The 18,870-nt window shown below is 66.3% G+C and carries 14 protein-coding genes; 8 read left to right on the top strand and 6 right to left on the bottom strand.

Annotated elements, in window-relative coordinates; translation table 11 throughout:
- Positions 1 to 469 precede the first annotated feature (469 nt).
- Positions 470 to 1,294 (bottom strand): hypothetical protein, encoded by an 825-nt coding sequence (locus QO015_RS11120; protein WP_266279410.1) that lies wholly within the window; start codon positions 1,292 to 1,294, stop codon positions 470 to 472.
- On the opposite strand from QO015_RS11120, the gene QO015_RS11115 reads away from it, so the two are divergent.
- The 8 genes from QO015_RS11115 to QO015_RS11080 all read left to right on the top strand — a co-directional run bounded on the left by QO015_RS11115 (position 1,281) and on the right by QO015_RS11080 (position 12,408).
- Complete coding sequence (locus QO015_RS11115) at positions 1,281 to 6,197, top strand: DUF4082 domain-containing protein (protein WP_266279412.1); 4,917 nt, start codon at positions 1,281 to 1,283, stop codon at positions 6,195 to 6,197. The genes QO015_RS11120 and QO015_RS11115 overlap by 14 nt on opposite strands.
- An 8-nt stretch (positions 6,198 to 6,205) precedes the next feature.
- A complete protein-coding gene (locus tag QO015_RS11110; RefSeq protein ID WP_266279413.1) occupies positions 6,206 to 7,429 on the top strand; it encodes a GTP-binding protein in 1,224 nt (407 codons plus the stop codon).
- A 52-nt stretch (positions 7,430 to 7,481) separates the two neighbouring features.
- Positions 7,482 to 7,790, top strand: coding sequence for a hypothetical protein (locus tag QO015_RS11105; protein ID WP_266279414.1), 309 nt, complete (start codon positions 7,482 to 7,484; stop codon positions 7,788 to 7,790).
- Positions 7,791 to 7,818: 28 nt separating this feature from the next.
- Positions 7,819 to 9,963: a peptidase domain-containing ABC transporter gene (locus tag QO015_RS11100; protein ID WP_266279415.1), complete on the top strand. Its 2,145-nt coding sequence runs from the start codon at positions 7,819 to 7,821 to the stop codon at positions 9,961 to 9,963.
- Complete coding sequence (locus tag QO015_RS11095) at positions 9,960 to 11,366, top strand: HlyD family type I secretion periplasmic adaptor subunit (RefSeq protein ID WP_266279416.1); 1,407 nt, start codon at positions 9,960 to 9,962, stop codon at positions 11,364 to 11,366. Before QO015_RS11100 ends, QO015_RS11095 begins: the two co-directional genes overlap by 4 nt.
- Positions 11,367 to 11,496: 130 nt before the next feature.
- Entirely contained in the window at positions 11,497 to 11,730 is a 234-nt protein-coding gene (locus QO015_RS11090) for a hypothetical protein (protein WP_266279417.1), read from the top strand.
- Between the two features lie 7 nt (positions 11,731 to 11,737).
- A complete protein-coding gene (locus QO015_RS11085; protein WP_266279418.1) occupies positions 11,738 to 11,998 on the top strand; it encodes a hypothetical protein in 261 nt (86 codons plus the stop codon).
- A gap of 107 nt (positions 11,999 to 12,105) precedes the next feature.
- Complete coding sequence (locus tag QO015_RS11080; RefSeq protein ID WP_266279420.1) at positions 12,106 to 12,408, top strand: hypothetical protein; 303 nt, start codon at positions 12,106 to 12,108, stop codon at positions 12,406 to 12,408.
- Positions 12,409 to 12,426: 18 nt separating this feature from the next.
- Here QO015_RS11080 and QO015_RS11075 read toward each other — a convergent pair whose 3' ends face one another.
- The 5 genes from QO015_RS11075 to QO015_RS11055 all read right to left on the bottom strand — a co-directional run bounded on the left by QO015_RS11075 (position 12,427) and on the right by QO015_RS11055 (position 18,861).
- On the bottom strand, positions 12,427 to 13,605 hold the full coding sequence (locus QO015_RS11075) for a M20 aminoacylase family protein (protein ID WP_266279422.1): 1,179 nt from the start codon (positions 13,603 to 13,605) through the stop codon (positions 12,427 to 12,429).
- Positions 13,606 to 13,624: 19 nt separating this feature from the next.
- Positions 13,625 to 15,478, bottom strand: coding sequence for an ABC transporter ATP-binding protein (locus tag QO015_RS11070; protein WP_266279423.1), 1,854 nt, complete (start codon positions 15,476 to 15,478; stop codon positions 13,625 to 13,627).
- Positions 15,475 to 16,293 (bottom strand): ABC transporter permease, encoded by an 819-nt coding sequence (locus tag QO015_RS11065; RefSeq protein ID WP_266279425.1) that lies wholly within the window; start codon positions 16,291 to 16,293, stop codon positions 15,475 to 15,477. Before QO015_RS11065 ends, QO015_RS11070 begins: the two co-directional genes overlap by 4 nt.
- Positions 16,294 to 16,295: 2 nt before the next feature.
- On the bottom strand, positions 16,296 to 17,237 hold the full coding sequence (locus QO015_RS11060) for an ABC transporter permease (RefSeq protein ID WP_266279426.1): 942 nt from the start codon (positions 17,235 to 17,237) through the stop codon (positions 16,296 to 16,298).
- A gap of 79 nt (positions 17,238 to 17,316) precedes the next feature.
- Positions 17,317 to 18,861 (bottom strand): ABC transporter substrate-binding protein, encoded by a 1,545-nt coding sequence (locus QO015_RS11055; protein ID WP_266279428.1) that lies wholly within the window; start codon positions 18,859 to 18,861, stop codon positions 17,317 to 17,319.
- Between the last annotated feature and the right edge of the window lie 9 nt (positions 18,862 to 18,870).

Genomic DNA, 18,870 nt, shown 5'->3' with positions numbered 1-18,870 from the left:
CTCCGCGGTTGCACGATCAAGCGTCAGCAACGCTAGCACCTTCACATGAACGCAGATACCTGCTCACCGCATTGACCTCGGTCATGGTGGCCCTCGCATCGCCCGGACGGCGATCGAGGACCTCCTTCGGTCAGCACCGCCTCGCTCGATCGGAACGGGGTCTCTGGCCCGTCTTGCCGCGCCGCCTCCGGACCCTGATGCGTATCGGTCGGGCTCGCGCCTCTCCTGAGGGCGACTGGTTGAAGGGGGCGGCCGGCGGGGGCTCATGCGGCCGTGGTGCGGCCTTGTCCGAATGGAGGATCCTCACGACGATCGCCTCGCCCGTTTAGGGGATGCGCGCATCCGGTATGCCAGCGTTCAACCAACCGAGAAGGCTGGCAAAGTCTGTGGTGAGCGAGGCCCGTTCCAACCACGGATCGGCCGATTTCGGAACGCACCCCATGATCCGCTTCAGCCCTGCGAGCCATGACTATTCGAGCGTGTCGCATGCGTCCTTGACGTTCACCTCCCGCCACCGCGGCTTCATCTCGTCGGCTCCCGTGATCAGCCTCCGGCCCGAGAACAGCTTCGTGGATGCCGCGGTCGATGGGGTCCCGGTCGATGCGGCTTCGATCGATGAACGTGGCGACCTCGTCGCGACATACCGCCCGGACGCGCCGTTGTTCGAACCCGGCTCCCTTGCGGCGCCGGCCGGAGCGCCGGCGGCCCGGGAGGGCGTATTCGAGCAGGCGGCGGTCAATGCTGACGGCAGCCCGGCGCAGCTGGCTCCCGCAGCGGATCGTTCGATCGCATTCTTCGAGCCGATGAGCGGGTTGTCCGAGGCTCGGAGAGCGGCCATCGGTCCCGGTCCGGCTCGCGACGATGCCGGGCATGCGCTCCGATCCTGGCGGCGGCTCCTCTCTCCCGATGGGCTAGGATTCATCGCGCGGGATCCGTCTGCCGGCGGCGGCACGCCGTCGACTCCGGCGTGGCTGTCCGAGATGACGGCTTCGCCGAGGGGCCTCTTTCCGGAGGCATCATCGGCGGGCGCCGCCGCCCCGCCTCGAGCGGGCCAGTCAACCCCGTCAGGTTCGGTCGACACGGCGATCCCGGCCGTCTCCGCGGCGCCTGCGGCGGCCGCCTTCGCGTACGATGCGCAGGCTGAGTCCACGTCGCCAGTCGCCGCGCCGGCGATGACGGTGGACGCATCGTCGCAATCCATGGTCCCAGCCGGTGCATTGCCGGTGATCGCGGCTGCTGCGGCTTCACCGGCCTCGCGCGCCGCGGCGACCGTCACGCCGATGGCAGCCGCCACCCTCGCCGCCGAGCCGGCCGCCGCCCTCCTGTCGGCGGCGGATGCTTCCGTGACGACGCTGGCCGCCGACACGACGCCAGACGGACCGCCGCCCGTGGTGCATGTCGATTCGGTGTCGAGCGAGATCCCGTCGGGGCCCGTGGTGCCGATGCCACCCGGCGTCGACACCGAGGTCATCCAGTCCGATCCGGTCGTGACGGTCCAGACCGGCGCGCCCAACAAGATCACCATCGAGAACGCGAAGCAGGGCAATCCGCGCAGCGAATGGGCCGTCGACGGCGATGGCGACGGCAATATCCAGGGCTTCGCAACGCAGATCAGCACCAATATCGGCGGCACCGTCGACTTCAAGATCGCGACGGACTCGACGCATTACCGTCTCGATATCTATCGCATGGGCTATTATGCCGGCGATGGCGCCCGCAAGGTTGCGACGATCGACAAGTCGCTGACGAGCGCCCAGATTCAGCCGCATCCCATCGTCGACATGAGCCGGGGGCTCATCGATGCCGGCAACTGGTCGGTCTCGGCGAGTTGGGAGATTCCGAGCGATGCGGTCTCCGGTGTCTATTTCGCCAAGCTCGTCCGCGAGGACGGCACCGAGGGATCCAGCATCGTTCCGTTCATCGTGCGCGATGACGCCTCGACCAGCGACATCGTCTTCCAGACCTCCGACACCACCTGGCAGGCTTACAATGCCTGGGGTGGCGCGAGCCTCTACTTCGGCGAAGTGCCGGTCGATCCGGCGAACCTGATCGGATACATGCCGCCGAACTGCAGCTGCGGCGTCACGGCCATCGGGCGGGCGACGGCGGTCAGCTACAACAGGCCGATCGTCACCAACACCAGTCCTATCGGCGGAACGCACGACTACATCTTCGGCGTGGAAGCCTCGGCGATCCAGTGGCTCGAGCAGAACGGCTACGACGTTTCATACATTTCAGGGGTCGATACGGCCAGATCCGGCGCGTCCCTGATGAATCACGACGCCTTCCTTTCGGTCGGCCATGACGAATACTGGTCCGCCGAACAGAGAGACAATGTCGAAGCTGCGCGCGATGCCGGCGTCAATCTCGCCTTCTGGGGCGGCAACGACATGTACTGGAAGGTCCGCTGGGAGACCAGCATCGACGGCAACGGGACCGCCTACCGCACCATGGTGTCCTACAAGGACACATGGGGCACGAGCAGCGACCCGACCGGAACGGCGACGGGCACCTGGCGCGACCCCAACAACGCGGCGCCGGGACAGGAGCCGGAGAATGCGCTGATCGGAACGATGTTCCAGGTCGACGCCTACCGCCAGGACGCCATCACGGTCAGCTCGGACTATTCGAAGCTGCGTTTCTGGCGGGACACCGATGTTGCCGACCTCCAGACGGGCCAGTCGCTCGAACTGTCGAAGAACATCCTCGGCTATGAGTGGAACTCGGACGTCGAGAACGGCTACCGGCCGGCCGGCCTCATCAACATGTCGCTGACCACGGTCTCTGTCGATACCTATCTGCGCGACTATGGAACATCTGTCGGCCCCGCCAGCGCGACCCACAGCCTGACGATGTATCGCGATGCAGAAAGCGGCGCGCTGGTGTTCAGCGCCGGCACCGTGTTCTGGTCATGGGGCCTCAACGCCGATCACGAAGGCCCAGCGACCGAGACGGATCCCAATGTCCAGCAGGCGATGGTCAACATGTTCGCCGACATGGGCATTCAGCCCTCGACGCTGGATGCCAGCCTGATCCTCGCCACGCAGTCGACCGACCACATCAAGCCGACCTCCAGCATCACCTCGCCCAATATCGGCAGTACCTTCCTCGAAGGCCAGCGCGTCACCATCACCGGCACCGCGCAGGACAATGGCGGCGGCGTGATCGCGGGCGTCGAAGTATCGACCGATGGCGGCGCGCACTGGTTCAAGGCCACGGGGCGCGAGAGCTGGAGTTTCGACTGGGTCGTCCAGGCGAGCGGCAGCTACACGATCATGTCGCGCGCGGTCGACGACAGCCTCAACCTCGAGACGCCATCGGCCGGAAAGCAGGTCTCGGTCACTCTTCCCGCCACCACCGGCCTCTGGACGATGGCATCGACGCCGGCGGTCGAAACCGCGCGTGATCGCGACGGCGTGGAGCTCGGCGTTCGCTTCCAGGCGACCAATGGCGGGCTGGTCCAGGGCATCCGCTTCTACAAGGGGTTCTACAATGTCGGCTCGCATCCGGTGAGCCTCTGGACGGCGGACGGAACGCTGCTGGCGACGGCCGTCGCCACCGGTGAATCGCTGTCCGGCTGGCAGACCGTCACCTTCTCCAGTCCTGTCGCGATCGCAGCCGGAACCACCTATGTCGCGTCCTATCACAGCGACGGCTTCTATTCGGTCGACGACGGCTATTTCAACGCGGGCTATTCCAATGGCCAGATCACGGTGCAGCCGGGCGGCAGCGTCTTCGCCTATGGCGCCGCAGGCACTTTCCCGACCAGCGTCCCGACCGGCAATTCGAGCGGCTCCAATTACTGGGTCGACGTGATTCTCGATGCCGGACCGAACACGGCCCCGGTTGCCGTCGATGACAGCGGGCTGCTCGTCGCAATGGACACCGCGCGGACGTTCGCCGTCGCGTCGCTGCTCGCCAACGACAACGACTCCGACAATGACGCCCTGAAGATCGTCGGTGTCGGCCAGGCGCTGAACGGGACCGTCAGTTTCAACCAGGCCGTCGGTACGATCACCTTCTCGCCGACGGCCGGCTATACGGGCGCCGCGGGCTTCAGCTACACGATCTCCGACGGGCGCGGCGGCACCAGCCAGGCCGAGGTCAGCCTCTCGATCGAGGATGCGCCCGCCGGCGTCTCGGTGTTTCAGCCAGGCGACGGTCCGAGCGGGCCGGCCAACTCGGGCGGCCCGGTCGAACTCGGCATGAAGTTCGTCGCTTCGACGAACGGCACCATCACCGGCCTGAAGTTCTACAAGGCGGCGGCGGATACCGGCAGTCATACCGGCACGCTGTGGAGCGCGACTGGAACAGCCCTCGCCACCGTGACCTTCGTCAACGAGACGGCCAGCGGCTGGCAGACCGCCGTGCTCTCGAATCCGGTGTCGGTCACGGCAGGAACGACCTATGTCGCCTCCTACCACACCACCGGCACCTATGTGGCGACCGGCAACTACTTCGCCACCAGCCACGGCAACGGAACGCTGACGGCGCCGTCCTCCGCGTCGAGCGGTGGAAACGGGCTTTATGCCTATTCCTCGTCCAGCGTCTTTCCGACCAACAGCTACAACGCGACCAACTACTGGGTCGACGTCGTGTTCAACAATTCGATGGCGAATGTCGCCCCCGTTGCCGTCAACGACAACGGGCTCGGCGCCGTCCAGAACACGCCGCGCGTCTTTACCTTCTCCGAACTCCTCGCCAACGACACCGACGCGAATGGAGACATTCTGACGATCACGGGCGTGAGCAATGCGAGCAACGGGACGGTCTCGATCGATCTGCAGGCGGCGACGATCACCTTCACCCCGACCGCGGACCATCTCGGGCCGGCTGGCTTCACCTATACGGTCTCGGACGGCCATGGCGGCAGCGCGTCAGCCAGCGCGTCGATCTCGGTCTCACCACCGAGCACGGCGGTGAGCCTTTACGGCGCAAATGACACCCCGGCCGTTACGGCAGTCAACGACGGCAACCCGGTCGAGCTCGGCGTCAAGTTCGTGGCCTCGGCGGCCGGCACGATCACGGGGCTGCGCTACTACAAGAGCGCGCAGGACAGCGGCACGCATACCGGTTCGCTCTGGTCCAGCAACGGAACGCTGCTCGCCAGCGTCACCTTCGTCAATGAAAGCGCAAGCGGCTGGCAGACGGCAACCTTCTCGCAGCCCGTCACGATCGCGGCGGGGACGACCTATGTCGCAAGCTACCAGTCGAACGGCAGCTATGCGGCCACGCCGAACTATTTCTCCACCAGCCACAGCAACGGGCCTTTGACCGCCCCTTCCAGTGGCACCAGCGGGGGTAACGGCCTCTATGCCTATGGCTCGGGCAACCAGTTCCCGAACCAGAGCTACAACGCGACCAACTACTGGGTCGACGTCGTCTACCAGCCGGCCGGCAATCTGGCTCCGGTCGCCGTCAATGACGGCGGCCTCTCGACGCAGAGCGATACCCCGCTGGTCATCCAGGCATCGACTCTGCTTGCCAACGACAGCGATCCGAACGGTGACGCGCTCGCCGTTACGGGCGTCAGCAACGCCAGCAACGGCACTGCCGTCTTCGACGCGCAGTCGAATACGATCACCTTCACGCCGACGGCCGGCTATACCGGCGCGGCCGCGTTCTCCTATGCGATCTCCGACGGCCACAGCGGTACCGCGTCCGCGCAGGTATCGCTGTCCATCCTGCCGCAGGGGCAGGCCCCGGCGCAAAGCGTCTTCTCCGCCAGCAGCACGCCGACGATCGTGTCGGTCAACGACACCAATCCGGTCAATCTCGGCATGAAGTTCCAGGCCGACGTCTCGGGCTGGGTCACGGATATCCGCTTCTACAAGGCCGCCGAGAACACGGGCGCCCATACCGGCTATCTCTGGACCTCGACCGGCACGCTGATCGCATCGGTAAGCTTCTCGAACGAGACCGCGAGCGGCTGGCAGCAGGCAACGCTCGATACGCCGGTCGCGATCGATGCCGACACGACCTATGTCGTGTCCTACAGCACCAACGGTCATTACTCGGCGACACCTCAGGGCCTCGGCTCGGAGGTTTCGAGCGGCAATCTGCATGCGCTCTCGTCGGCGCTCAGCGGCGGCAACGGCGTCTATGCCTATGGCGCGGCCGGCGCCTTCCCGAGCAGCAGTTTCAACAACACGAACTATCACGTGGATGTCGTGTTCCGGCCACAGCTCGCGGCATAGGCAAGGGCATGGCGCGCCTCCTCGCTCAGGACGATCGGCTGCCCGTCACGGTCCTCACCGGATTTCTCGGGTCGGGCAAGACCACGCTCCTCAATCATGTGCTCGGCAACCGCGACGGGCTGCGCGTCGCGGTCATCGTCAACGACATGAGCGAGGTCAACATCGATGCGGACCTCGTCCGCGACGGCGGTAACCTGTCGCGCACGGAGGAGACGCTGGTCGAGCTGTCGAATGGCTGCATCTGCTGCACTTTGCGCGACGATCTGCTCGGCGAGGTTCGCCGCCTCGCGGACGAGGGCCGTTTCGACTATCTGCTGATCGAGGGAACGGGAATTGCCGAGCCGCTGCCGATCGCGGCGACGTTCTCGTTTCGCGACCAGGCCGGCGCGGCACTCGCGGACATCGCGCGGCTCGATACCATGGTCACGGTGGTGGATGCCGCGAATTTCCTCGCCCTCTATGGCAGCGGCGACCGGCTCGCCGACCGGGGAGAACGCCGCGACGCCGACGATGCCCGTAGCCTCACCGATCTCCTCGTCGAACAGGTCGAGTTCGCCGACATCGTGGTCGTGAACAAGGTTTCCTCGGCGAGCGCGGCGGACCGCGCCGCCATCCGCCGCATCATTGCCGCGCTCAATGCCGATGCGCGCGTCATCGAAACGGATTTCGGCCGTCTGTCGGCGGGCGCCGTGCTCGATACGGGCCTTTTCGATGACGTCAGGGCGGCGCGCCATCCCCGCTGGCACAAGGAACTCTTCGGCGCCGACGCTCATGTGCCCGAGACGGAGGAATATGGCATCCGCAGCTTCGTCTATCGGGCGCGACGTCCCTTCGATCCGGCCCGCCTCAACGCCGCGCTCGACAGGAACTGGCCCGGCCTTCTGCGCGCCAAGGGCCATTTCTGGCTGGCGACGCGCCCGAACGAGATCGGTCTTCTCTCGATTGCCGGCGCGCAGCGCCGCGTCGATCCGAAGGGCTTCTGGTGGGCGGCCGTGCCGCGCGCCCTCTGGCCCGCGAGCCCGGCATTCCGCGCCTTGATCGACCGCCATTGGAGCGCGGAGTGGGGCGACCGCCGTCAGGAGCTGGTGTTCATCGGCGCGGGCCTCGACGAGGCGGCGCTGCGCGCTGAGCTCGACGCCGCCCTCGTCGGCCCCGAGACCGGCTTCGATCCGGCGTCCGCTTCCCATCTCGTCGACCCGTTCCCGCCCTGGCAGGCGACGGCGCATGCCTGATCGAGCGGCTGCCGCCCGTTCCCGTTTCCGAGTTTCATCCGAGGAGAGTGCCATGTCTGACGAACTCTATGCCGACGGTGTCGGCGAGATCACCATCACCGGCTCGATCGTGCGCATCGACTTCGTGAGCCTTTCTCCTGCCGAGCGCGACGGAAACAACAATCCGAAGGCGGTCTTTCGCCAGCGCGTGATCATGCCGGTCGACGCCTTCGCCAATTCGATGGATCTGATGCAGAAGGCGCTGAACGGCCTGGTCGAGGCTGGTGCCATCCGCCGGATCGCGGATCTGCCGAAACCGCCGGTGGCCGAGAACCGCCGGGATGCGGCCGCAGCCGCCAATGTCTCGCCCAACTTCAACTGACGCGCGGCCACCCTGTTGAGGGCAGATCATGGCCGGCACCCCTCATACCGGGCTTCAATGCCTGGCGCTCGTCGCCCGTCATCACGGTGTCGACCTCTCGCCCGAGAGGTTGATGCACGATCACGCCCTTGACGGGTCGCCGGTCGCGGCGCGGCAGTTGCTCCGCATGGCGAAGGATGCTGGCCTCCGCGCGAAGCATACGCCGCTGAACTGGGGCGCCCTGACGAAGCTCGGCGCGGCCTATCCGGTCCTGGCCCGGCTGGAGAACGGCAACTGGGTGGTCATTGCGGGGATCGTGGAGGGAAAGGACGAGACGCTCGTCCGCGTCCTTGATCCACTCGCGGTCCGGCCGGAGATGCTGCTGCTCGATCAGGCGCGGCTCGCCCGGGTCTGGGACGGCACCGCCATCCTCGTCAAGCGATCGCACGGGCTTCTCGATGAGAACCAGCCCTTCGGGCTTCGCTGGTTCATACCCGAGATCGTCCTGCAGCGCAGGCTGTTTCGCGACGTGGCGCTCGCCGCGATCGTGCTTTACGCCCTCGGACTGGCGACGCCGATCTTCTTCCAGATCGTCATCGACAAGGTGCTGGTGCATCAGAGCTATGCCACGCTGACGGTGCTCACGATCGGCGTCGGAGCGGCGCTGGTCTTCGACGCTGCGTTCACGTTCCTGCGCCGCTATCTGCTGCTCTACGCCACCAACAAGATCGACATCCGTGTCGCGACGCGGACCTTCGGCCACCTGCTCGACCTGCCGATCGCGCTGTTCGAGCAGACATCGGCCGGCGTTCTCGTCAAGCACATGCAGCAGGTCGGGCGCATCCGCGAGTTCCTCACGGGTCGCTTGTTCCTGACGTTCCTGGATGGGCTGTCGCTGTTCGTCTTCCTGCCGATCCTCATGCTCTACAGCGTCAAGCTGACCCTCGTCGTCCTCGGCTTCACGGCTCTGGTCGGACTCGTCGTGCTCACGCTGGTCGGTCCCTTCCGCCGGCGACTGAAGGCCCTCTACGAGGCGGAGGGCGAGCGCCAGGCCCAACTCGTCGAGACCGTGCATGGCATGCGTACGGTCAAGTCGCTCGCGCTCGAGCCACGCCAGCGCCGTGTCTGGGGCGACGGTTCGGCGCAGTCGGTTTCGGTGCGCTTTAGGGTCGAGACGATCTCGACGATCGCGCAGGCGGTCACCGGGCTCCTCGAGAAGCTGATGAGCGTCGCGATCATCGGCCTCGGCGCCCTCGATGTCTTCGACGGCAGCATGACGATCGGCGCCCTGGTGGCCTTCAACATGCTGGCGGGGCGCGTATCCGGGCCGCTGGTCCAGATCGTCACCATGGTGCACGAATACCAGGACGTGGCGCTGTCCGTCCGCATGCTGGGCGAGATCATGAACCAGCGCCGCGAGCATTTCGGCCGGGGGCGGGGGCTGCAGCCGCGTCTGGCGGGTCGCGTCGAGTTCTCCAATGTGTCGTTCCGCTATGGGCCGGATGGGGCACCGGCGCTCGACGACGTCTCGTTCACCGTTCCGGCCGGATCGGTCTTCGGCATCGTCGGCAAGAGCGGCTCGGGCAAGACCACCGTCACGCGGCTCATCCAGGGCCTCTACACGCTCCAGCAGGGGCTCGTCCGCATCGACGGCTATGACAGCCGCGAGCTCGACCTCGTTCACCTGCGCAAGAGCATCGGCGTCGTCCTCCAGGACAGCTTCCTGTTTCGCGGCTCGGTGCGCGACAACATCGCGGCGGCAAAGCCCGATGCGAGCATCGAGGACATCGCCGAGGCGGCCCGCATCGCCGGGGCCGACGAGTTCATCGAGCGACTGCCGCGCGGCCTCGAGACCATGCTCGAGGAGAATGCCTCGAACCTGTCCGGCGGCCAGAAGCAGCGGCTCGCGATCGCCCGCGCGTTGATCACCAATCCGCGCCTGCTCATCCTCGACGAGGCGACGAGTGCGCTCGACCCCGACAGCGAAGCGATCATTCGCCAGAACCTCCGGCGCATCGCCGAGGGACGAACGGTGATCATCGTCTCGCACCGGCTTTCGACCCTGACCGATGCCGACGCCATTCTCGTGATCGAACGTGGCCGTGTCGCCGATCTCGGCCGCCACGACACCCTTGTCGCGCGCTGCCCGACCTATCGCCATCTCTGGTCCCAGCAGACGAGGCAGGTCGCATGAACGCCAATGTGCGATCGACGGAAGACAGCGAGCCGGTCCCGCCCGAGCGCCGCCCGGCCGTCGTGCCGTTGCAGCGGCATCGCGCCGTCATCGCCGAGTTTCAGTCCGAGGCGCTGGAACTCGAGGCACGCGACCCGCCGCGCATCGCACGCATCACGCTTTTCGGCATCCTGGCGCTGCTCGGCTCGGCGGTGCTCTGGGCGTCGTTCGCCTCGGTCGACGAAGTCGTGGTCGCCCAGGGCAAGCTCGTCACCACCAAGCCGACCATCGTCGTCCAGCCGCTCGAGACCTCGATCATCCGCTCGATCGACGTCGCCATCGGCGAGACCGTTCGCGCGGGGCAGACCCTGGCGCGGCTCGACGCGACCTTCAGCCAGTCCGACGTCGATCAGCTCGCAGCGAAGTTCCGCGCCTTCGATGCGCAGGTGAAGCGGATGGAAGCTGAGATCCGCGGCGACGATTATGGTCTTTCGGCCGGGGGCACGCCTGACGAATTGCTGCAGGTGGAACTCTTCGGACAGCGACGCGCCTTCCGGCTCTCCCAGCTGCAGAACTTCGATCAGCAGATCGCGGGCCAGGAGGCCGCCCTCCAGTCGGGCACCGAGCAGGAGGCGATCCTCCTGGAGCGGCGGGAGAACCTGAAGCTCATCGAGGCGGCGCGCGATACCCTCTACAAGAAGGAGTTCGGCTCGCTGCTCAACCTCCTCAGCTCTCGCGATTCGCGTCTCGACGTCGATGCGACCATCGTGGCCCTGCATGGCAAGCGCGCGCAGGAAACGCATCTCCTCGCCAAGCTCAAGGCGGACCGGCAGGCCTTCATCGACGATCTTCGCCGCACGACCATGGAAAGCCTGGTCGAGGTCCGCAACCAGCGCGACACGGTCGACGAGGAGCTCAAGAAGATGACGCTCCGCCGCAATCTCATCGCCCTGACGGCGCCGGCCGATGCGGTCGTGCTGGATCTTGCCCAGCGCTCGATCGGCTCGGTGGTCCGCGAGGCCGAGCCGATCGTCACGCTCGTGCCGCTCAACGTGCCGCTCGAGGCCGAGGTGTCCATCGACGCGCGCGACATCGGCCGCATCAAGGCGGGCGATGCCGTGAGGGTCAAGTTCGACGCCTATCCATTCCAGAAATACGGGACGGCGACCGGATCGGTGCGCACCATCAGCCGCGACGCATTTGCCCCGAGCCAGCAGGAAGCGGCGGCCGGCCAGTCGTCATTGCCCTATTTTCGTGCGCGCATCGCGCTGTCGGAAAACCAGCTTAGGGTCGACGGAGCGCCGGTTTCGCTGCTGCCGGGCATGTCGGTCTCGTCCGAGATCAAGGTCGGCCAGCGGACCGTGATGTCCTATTTCCTCTACCCGATCCTGCGAGGTCTCGACAGCGCCATCCGCGAACCCTGACAACGGAGTCGGCCATGCCGGCTTCGGCGGCGACCAGATCCCGATTGCAAGTAATTTATCGGGCGTGTCGAATTTCGTTGTAAAGAGTGTGTCGAGAGAGCATTTGTAGATCTCGGAAAAGAATTATCTCTTGAAGATGATGGAGAGAATTGTCGCGGCCGTCAGTTTTGCGGTCGATTATTATTGCCGAGTGCAAATCGAACATCAGGAGGCCGTGATCGCCAAGGGCCAGAAGACCAGCAATCGCGAAGTCCGCAAGCCGAAGGCTGCCAAGCCTGCCGCCGCGGCAGCAGGGGCGACGACGCCGAGCCTGCTCACAAAGGGGATGCTGACCCCCGTCGGCATGCCGAAGAAGAGGCATTGAGACGCCGATGACCGCCCGCACCACGGAAACGACGGTCGCCTTCGCGCATCCGTTCCGCCTGTCGGCGATCGAGGGCGTCATGCCGGCCGGGACCTACCGCCTCGTCATCGACGAGGAAGAGATTCACGGCCTCTCCTTCCTCGCTTTCCAGAGGAAGGCCACGCTGCTGCATCTGCCGGCGATCGCGGCCTCCGGCCACAGCCGGGAAGTGATCGAGGTCGATCCGGCCGAACTCGACGCTGCCATCTCGGCCGACCGCAGCGCCTGACGCCGGAGCTTCGGCGTCGCGCCTCGTGCGAGAGGGCGGCCAGGGCGTGCATGTGCAAGGGATCGTGCGGACCCGGCGCCACCCGGCACCCATTCAGGAGTCCAACCATGCGCTATCTCGGCCGGATGTCCGGCAGCGGCGAGCTCAGATGCAACGGCGAGAAGATCGTCCGCGCGACCTATGACATCGACGGCTTCGTCCGCAGCCCGACGAGCGTCGTCGGGACAGGCGAGGTGCGGGTTCCCGCCGGATCGCAGCGCCTGACCGGCCGCAAGGGCGTCCAGCTCTTCACCGACGACGGCCGCGTGCTCGATCTCGGTTTCCCCGGCGGCGCGGCGCAGAACGACGCCGTCTCCGCCATCGACGTCAGGGGCGGCCTCGACGCGGCGCCGGGCTCCTGGCGGCGCTGACGCCCGGCGGGCGGCGCCTCAAGTCGCTTTGCGCGGGAGCAGCTGCTCTGCGAGCGTTGCCCAGTAGCTCGCTCCGACCGGCAGAACCTCGTCGTTGAAATCATAGAGCGGATGGTGGAGCTGTGGCTCGTCCTCGCGCCGAGCGCTGCCGAGCATGATGTAGCTGCCCTGCTTGGCGTTCAGCATGAAGGAAAAGTCTTCTCCGCCCATCGTGGGCTGCGCCAGCTCGGCGACAGCGCGCGAACCCGCGACCGCCTCGGCCGCGCGGCGGGCGAGGCCCGTCGCCGCCTCGTCGTTGATCGTTGCAGGATACATGCGGTCATAGACGAGTTCGCCGCTCGCGCCATAGGCTTCGGCCGTGGCGTGGACGATGCGGCGCATCGCCTGCTCAACGGTGTCGCCGATGGCCGGATCGAACCAGCGCGTGGTCCCGCGCAGCATGACCGTCTCAGGAATGACGTTGAACGCGCCGCCGCCATGGATCTCGCCGATCGTCACGACGGCGCTTTCGAGCGGACCGACATTGCGGGCGACGACGCTCTGCAAGGCCTGGATGAGCGCACCGGCGACGACGACGGGATCGGTGCCGTCATGCGGCTGCGCTCCGTGCGCGCCGCGACCGCGAATTGTGATCACGAACTGGGCGACCGCCGCCATGGTCGGTCCGACGCGCCACAGGAAGGTGCCGGCCGGTGCCTTCGGCCAGTTGTGCATGCCGAAGACGTAATCCATCGGGAAGCGCTCGAAGAGGCCCTCGCGCACCATCATGCCGCCGCCGCCATGAAGCTCCTCGGCCGGCTGGAAGATGACATAGACCGTACCGTCGAAATTGCGCGTCTCGGCGAGATAGCGCGCCGCGCCGAGCAGCATCGCCGTGTGGCCGTCATGGCCGCAGGCATGCATCTTGCCGCGCTCGGTCGAGGCATAGGGAAGGCCCGTCTCCTCGTGGATCGGCAGCGCGTCGATGTCGGCGCGCAGGCCGATGGCGCCGCCGGCGCCGCGCCCGCGGATGACGCCGACGACGCCGGTCTGCGCGATACCGGTGACGACCTCGTCGACGCCGAATTCCCTGAGCTTCTCCTGGATGACGCCGCTGGTGCGGAATTCCTCCAGCGCGAGCTCGGGATGGCTGTGCAGGTCACGACGCCACTCGGTCATGTCGGCGTGGAAGTCGGCGATGCGGTTGAAGATCGGCATGTCACATGTCTCCCGGCGGTCAGGCCGCCGACTTGAGGACGAGATGGCCGGGGGCGACCTCGTCATAGATGGAAGGCTGGATGTCGGCGCCGAGCGGGAAGATCGGCGATGACAGTGGGCGGAAGCTGCGGTCGTCATGCGTCCGCCGGCGGGCGGGGTCGGCGATCGGCACCGCATCGAGCAGCGATCGCGTATAGGCATGGCGCGGATTGCCGAAGACGGCGGCGCGCGGGCCGATCTCGACTATTCGGCCGAGATACATCACCGCCACATTGTGCGAGACGCGTTCGACCACGGCCATGTCGTGACTGATGAAGAGGAAGGAGAGGCCGAGATCGGCCTGCAGTTCCATCAGGAGGTTGAGGACCTGCGCCTGAACGGAGACGTCGAGCGCCGAGACGCTCTCGTCGGCCACGATCAGCTTCGGGCTCGGCGCGAGCGCGCGGGCGATGGCGACGCGCTGGCGCTGGCCACCGGAAAGCTCGTGCGGGAAGCGGCGCAGGAAGCTTCTCGGCAGCTCGACCCGGTCGAAGAGATGCGCGACGCAGTCGGTGATCTCGCTGCCGGAGGCAAGACCGAAATTGACCAGCGGCTCGGCCACCTGGTCGATGAGCCGCCGATAGGGATTGAGCGAGGCGAACGGGTCCTGGAACACCATCTGCATGTCGCGCCGTGCGCGTTGCAGGTCGAGCCTCCCGAGCCCGCGCACATTCCATCCGTCGAGCTGGATATCGCCGGAATTGGCCTCAATGAGGCGGAGGATCGTTCGCCCGCAGGTCGACTTGCCGCAACCCGATTCGCCGACCAGCGACAGGGTCTCGCCGCGGGCGAGCGAGAAGCTCACATCCTCGACCGCATGCACCTCGGCGATCGTCCGCCGCAGCAATCCGCCCTTGACAGGAAAGCGCGTCGTCAGATGGCGGACATCGAGCAGCGGTCCGCCTTTCGTCGAGGGTTCGGACCGTGGCGGGGCCGGCGCCGGCGGGGCATCGCCCAGAATGCGCATCGGCTCCGGCCCGTCCGTGCCGTGCATCTCGCCAAGTCGCGGCACGGCGGCGAGCAGAGCCCTGGTATAGGGCTCGCGCGGCGCTGCGAAGATGCGCGTGACCGGCCCCTCCTCGACGACGTCGCCGCGATACATCACCACGACGCGGTCGGCCATCTGCGCCACCACCGCCATGTCATGGGTGATGAACAGCACCGCCATGCCGTTCTCGCGCTTCAGCCGGTCGATGAGCCCGAGGATCTCGGCCTGGATGGTGACGTCGAGGGCCGTGGTCGGTTCGTCGGCGATGAGCAGGCGCGGCCGGCAGGCCATCGCCATTGCGATGACGATGCGCTGGCGCATGCCGCCGGAGAGTTCGTGCGGATATTGCGAGAGCCGTCGTTCCGGCTCGGGTATGCGCACCTCGCGCAGGAGTTCGAGCGCCCGCCTGCGCACATCCTCGCCGGCGAGGCCGCGATGGCGGCGCAGCCCGTCCGTGAGCTGGCGCTCGATCGTGAACACGGGGTTCAGCGAGGTCATCGGCTCCTGGAAGATCATGCCGATCTCGTTGCCGCGGATCGACTGCATCACATCCGGGCTGGCCGAGGCGAGGTCGATGATCTCTCCGCTCTCGCGGGCGAATTCGAGCAAGCCGCCGGCGATGCGCCCGCCACCGAACTCGATCAGCCGCAGGATGGAAAGCGAGGTCACCGACTTGCCCGAGCCGCTCTCGCCGACGACGCAGAGCGTCTCGCCGGGTGCGATCTCGAAACTGACATCCTTGACGCCGGCGACGACACCGTCGTCGGTCTCGAACTCCACTCTCAGTCCCGAGACGCGAATGATCGGCTGCTGCGGCGACGGATGGACAGCGTCGATGTCGCTCATGAACGAACCCTCGGATCGAGCACGTCGCGCAGGACGTCGCCGGACATGTTGAGCGCGAGCACCGTCAGCGCGACGGCGGCGCCCGGCGCCAGTGCCGTCCAGGGCGCGACGTCGAGATAGTCGCGCGAGGCCTGGATCATCAGCCCCCAGGAGGAGTTCGGCGGCTGCGTGCCGAGCCCGAGGAAGGAGAGACCGGCTTCCGCCAGGATCGCGAAGGCGAGGCTGATGGTCCCCTGCACGATCACGAGCGGGATCACGTTCGGCAGGATGTGGCGGATGATCATGGCGACATCGCCGGTTCCGGCCGCCCGCGCCGCCTCGACATAGGGCATGGCCGAGACACGGAGCGCCTCGCCGCGGATGATGCGGGCCAGGAAGGGCGTGAACGCGATGCCGATGGCGATGATCGTGTTGGGGATGCTCGGCCCCAGCATCGCCGAGATGGTGAGCGCGAGCAGCAGCGCTGGAAAGCTCAGCAGCGTATCGACCAGGCGCATCAGGATATTGTCCGTCCGCCCGCGCACATAGCCGGAGATGATGCCGAGCGGCAGGCCGATGACGATGCTGATGGCGACGGCCGCGGCGGCGATGCCGAGCGAGGTATGGGCGCCGAGCAGCACGCGGAAGAAGAGGTCGCGGCCGAGCTGATCGGTACCGAACCAGAATTCGAGGCTCGGCGGCTTCAGCCGCGCCGCCATCTTCATGCGCGTCGCGTAATCGCGCGGGATGAAGAGCGGCGCCAGGATGCCGGTGGCGGCGATGGCGAGGATCAGCGAGAAGCCGACCACGCCCTGGGGGGTGAGGAATCGCTTCACGGTCACTCGGTCCTGATGCGCGGATCGACCAGCAGGTAGAGCAGGTCGACGACGAAGTTCGCCAGCATGACGACCGCGGCGATGAAGAACACCGAGGTCTGGATCAGCGGCACGTCACGGTTGAGCAGCGCCTGATAGGTGATCCAGCCCATGCCCGTATAGTTGAACAGCGTCTCGACGACGATGATCGAGCCGAACAGGTAGCCGACCTGCAGACCGGCCACCGTCATGATGGGGCCGACGGCATTCCTGAGACCGTAGCTCCACACGACGGTGCGCTCGGCAAGGCCCTTGGCGCGCGCGACGCGGATGAATTCCTGGTTGAGGATGCCGGTCATCGTCGAGCGGGTGACGCGGGTCAGATGCGCCATCAGTCCAAGGCCGAGCGCCAGCGAGGGCAGGAAGGCGTGGCGCAGCGCGCCCACGAAATCGACGGACGGATCCGTGAAGCCGGAGGAGGGGAACCAGCCGAGCGTCCGCGCGAAGAGCAGGATCATCATGATCCCCCAGAAGAAATCGGGCAGCGAGATGCCGAGCAGCGCCGTGCTGGATGCCACGCTGTCCTGCCAGCGACGCCGATGGACAGCCGCCCAGACGCCGAGCGGGACGGCGCAGACGAGCGCGATGGCCATCGACATGACGACGATCAGCGCGCTCGCCTTCATCTTCTGCGCCATCAATTCCGAGATCGGCTCCTTGAAGACGAGCGAATGGCCGAAGTCCCCGGTCAGCATGCCGCCGATCCAGCGGCCGTACTGGACGACAAGGGGATCGTTGAGGCCGAGCTGCTCGCGCAGCCCCGCGAGGGCCGTGGGGTTGCTCTGCGTGCCGAGGATCATCATCGCGACGTCGCCGGGCAGGATCGACGTGACGGCGAAGGTGATGACGGAGATCAGCCAGAGCGTCAGGACGATGGAGAGCAGGCGGTTGAGAACATAGGTCATGGGCGAGGGGGACGTCCCGATGAGCGGCGGTCTCGAGGGGAGCGGACCGGTGGGCCGGACCGCTCCCGCGCCGACAAGGTCAGCTGGCGAGCCAGACCTTATGGAAGTTCAGGTTGCTGCCGTTCGGATGCACGATCGTATCGAGGCCGCCGACCGATTTCTGCGCGCCGATGGTGCCGTTGCGGAACCACAGGATCACGTCGAGCGTCTGGTCGAAGATGCGCTGTTGCACCTTCTTGTAGAGCTCGGCGCGGGCGGCGGGATCGACGGTGCCGCGCGCTTCCTGCGTCAGCTTGTCGATCTCGGCATCCTTGATGTTGCGGTAGTTGAACGCGCCGGTCGAGTTCCAGAGGCTGTAATAGAGGAAGTCCGGCTCCCACAGCGTGAAGAAGTTCATCATCGAGATCTGGAAGTCGCGGTTCACCCAGACCTGGCTGAGCCAGTCGGCCCAGGTGAGCTGCTCGATCGTCATCTCGACGCCGGCGGCACGGAACCACTCGGCCATGATCTGAGCCGACTCGACATGGTAGGGATAGTTCGTCGTCGTCTTGAAGACGAGCTTCAGCTTGCCTGGGCCGTAGCCCGCCTCGGCAAGCAGGGCCATGGCCTTCTCCATGTCCTGCGGGCGGCTCTTGAGCGCGCCGTCATAGGAACTCGAGGTCGGGAAGCTCGGCGAGGCGGTGAGCTTCCCCTGGTCCCAGAGCGCGCCCTGCAGCAGCTGCTCCTTGTCGATCATGAGATCGAAAGCCTGGCGGACGCGCGCGTCCTTGAAGGGCTCGTAGTCGTGGTTGAAGTTCACGAAGTCGAAATTGAGCGGGAACCACTTCAACGTCTGCAGCGTGTCGGTGCCGTCGATTTCGGCCACGCGGTCGGCGGGAATGTCGTTGATGAGGTGCAGCTCGCCGGTCCGCAGGCCCGTCAGGCGCACCGTCGGCTCGGTGATCTCGCGCGAGATGATGCCGTCGAGATAGGGCGCGCCGTCATAGTAGTCGTCGAAGCGGGCGAGCTGGACCTCGTGGCCGAACTCGCGCTTGACGAATTTGAACGGGCCGGTGCCGATCGGCATCGTCGCCTGCGTCTCGCCGGAGCCGGCGGGGAGGATCGCGCCCGCGCCGTTCTCGGCAAGTCGCCCGAGGAAGGGCGCGTTGATGCGGGCGAGCTTGACGACGACCGTATAGTCATCCGGCGTCTCGATGGTCTCGACGTCCTTGAATACCTCGAAATTGACGGCGCCGGTCTTGGGGTCCCGCACGCGGTCGAAGGAGTACTTCACGTCGGCTGCCGTCATCGGCTTGCCGTCGTGGAATTTGACGTCCTTGCGCAGCTTGAAGGTGTAGGTGAGGCCGTCGGGGCTTTCCTCGAAGCTCTCGGCGAGCATCGGAATGATGTTGAAGTCCTTGTCGACCGTGACGATCGAGCAATGGATGTTCTGCAGGAGACGCAGCGTCGAGGCCGAGCCGGTGACGTGGATGTCGAGGCTCTGGGTGACCTCGGAATGGCCCCAGATGATCGTTCCGCCCTTCTTGGGCGTCTCCTGAGCGAAGGTCGCACCGGGGAAGACCGTTCCGAACAGGGCGGCGCCGCCCAGGAAGGCCGTGGATTTCAGGAGTTCTCTGCGGTTCATCGGAGCGTC

Origin of the sequence: Kaistia geumhonensis, from assembly GCF_030815145.1 — a bacterium.
In the GTDB taxonomy this organism is placed as follows: domain Bacteria; phylum Pseudomonadota; class Alphaproteobacteria; order Rhizobiales; family Kaistiaceae; genus Kaistia; species Kaistia geumhonensis.
Note: the sequence above shows the minus strand (reverse complement) of the source record. Positions and strands in the feature narration are given on the sequence as shown.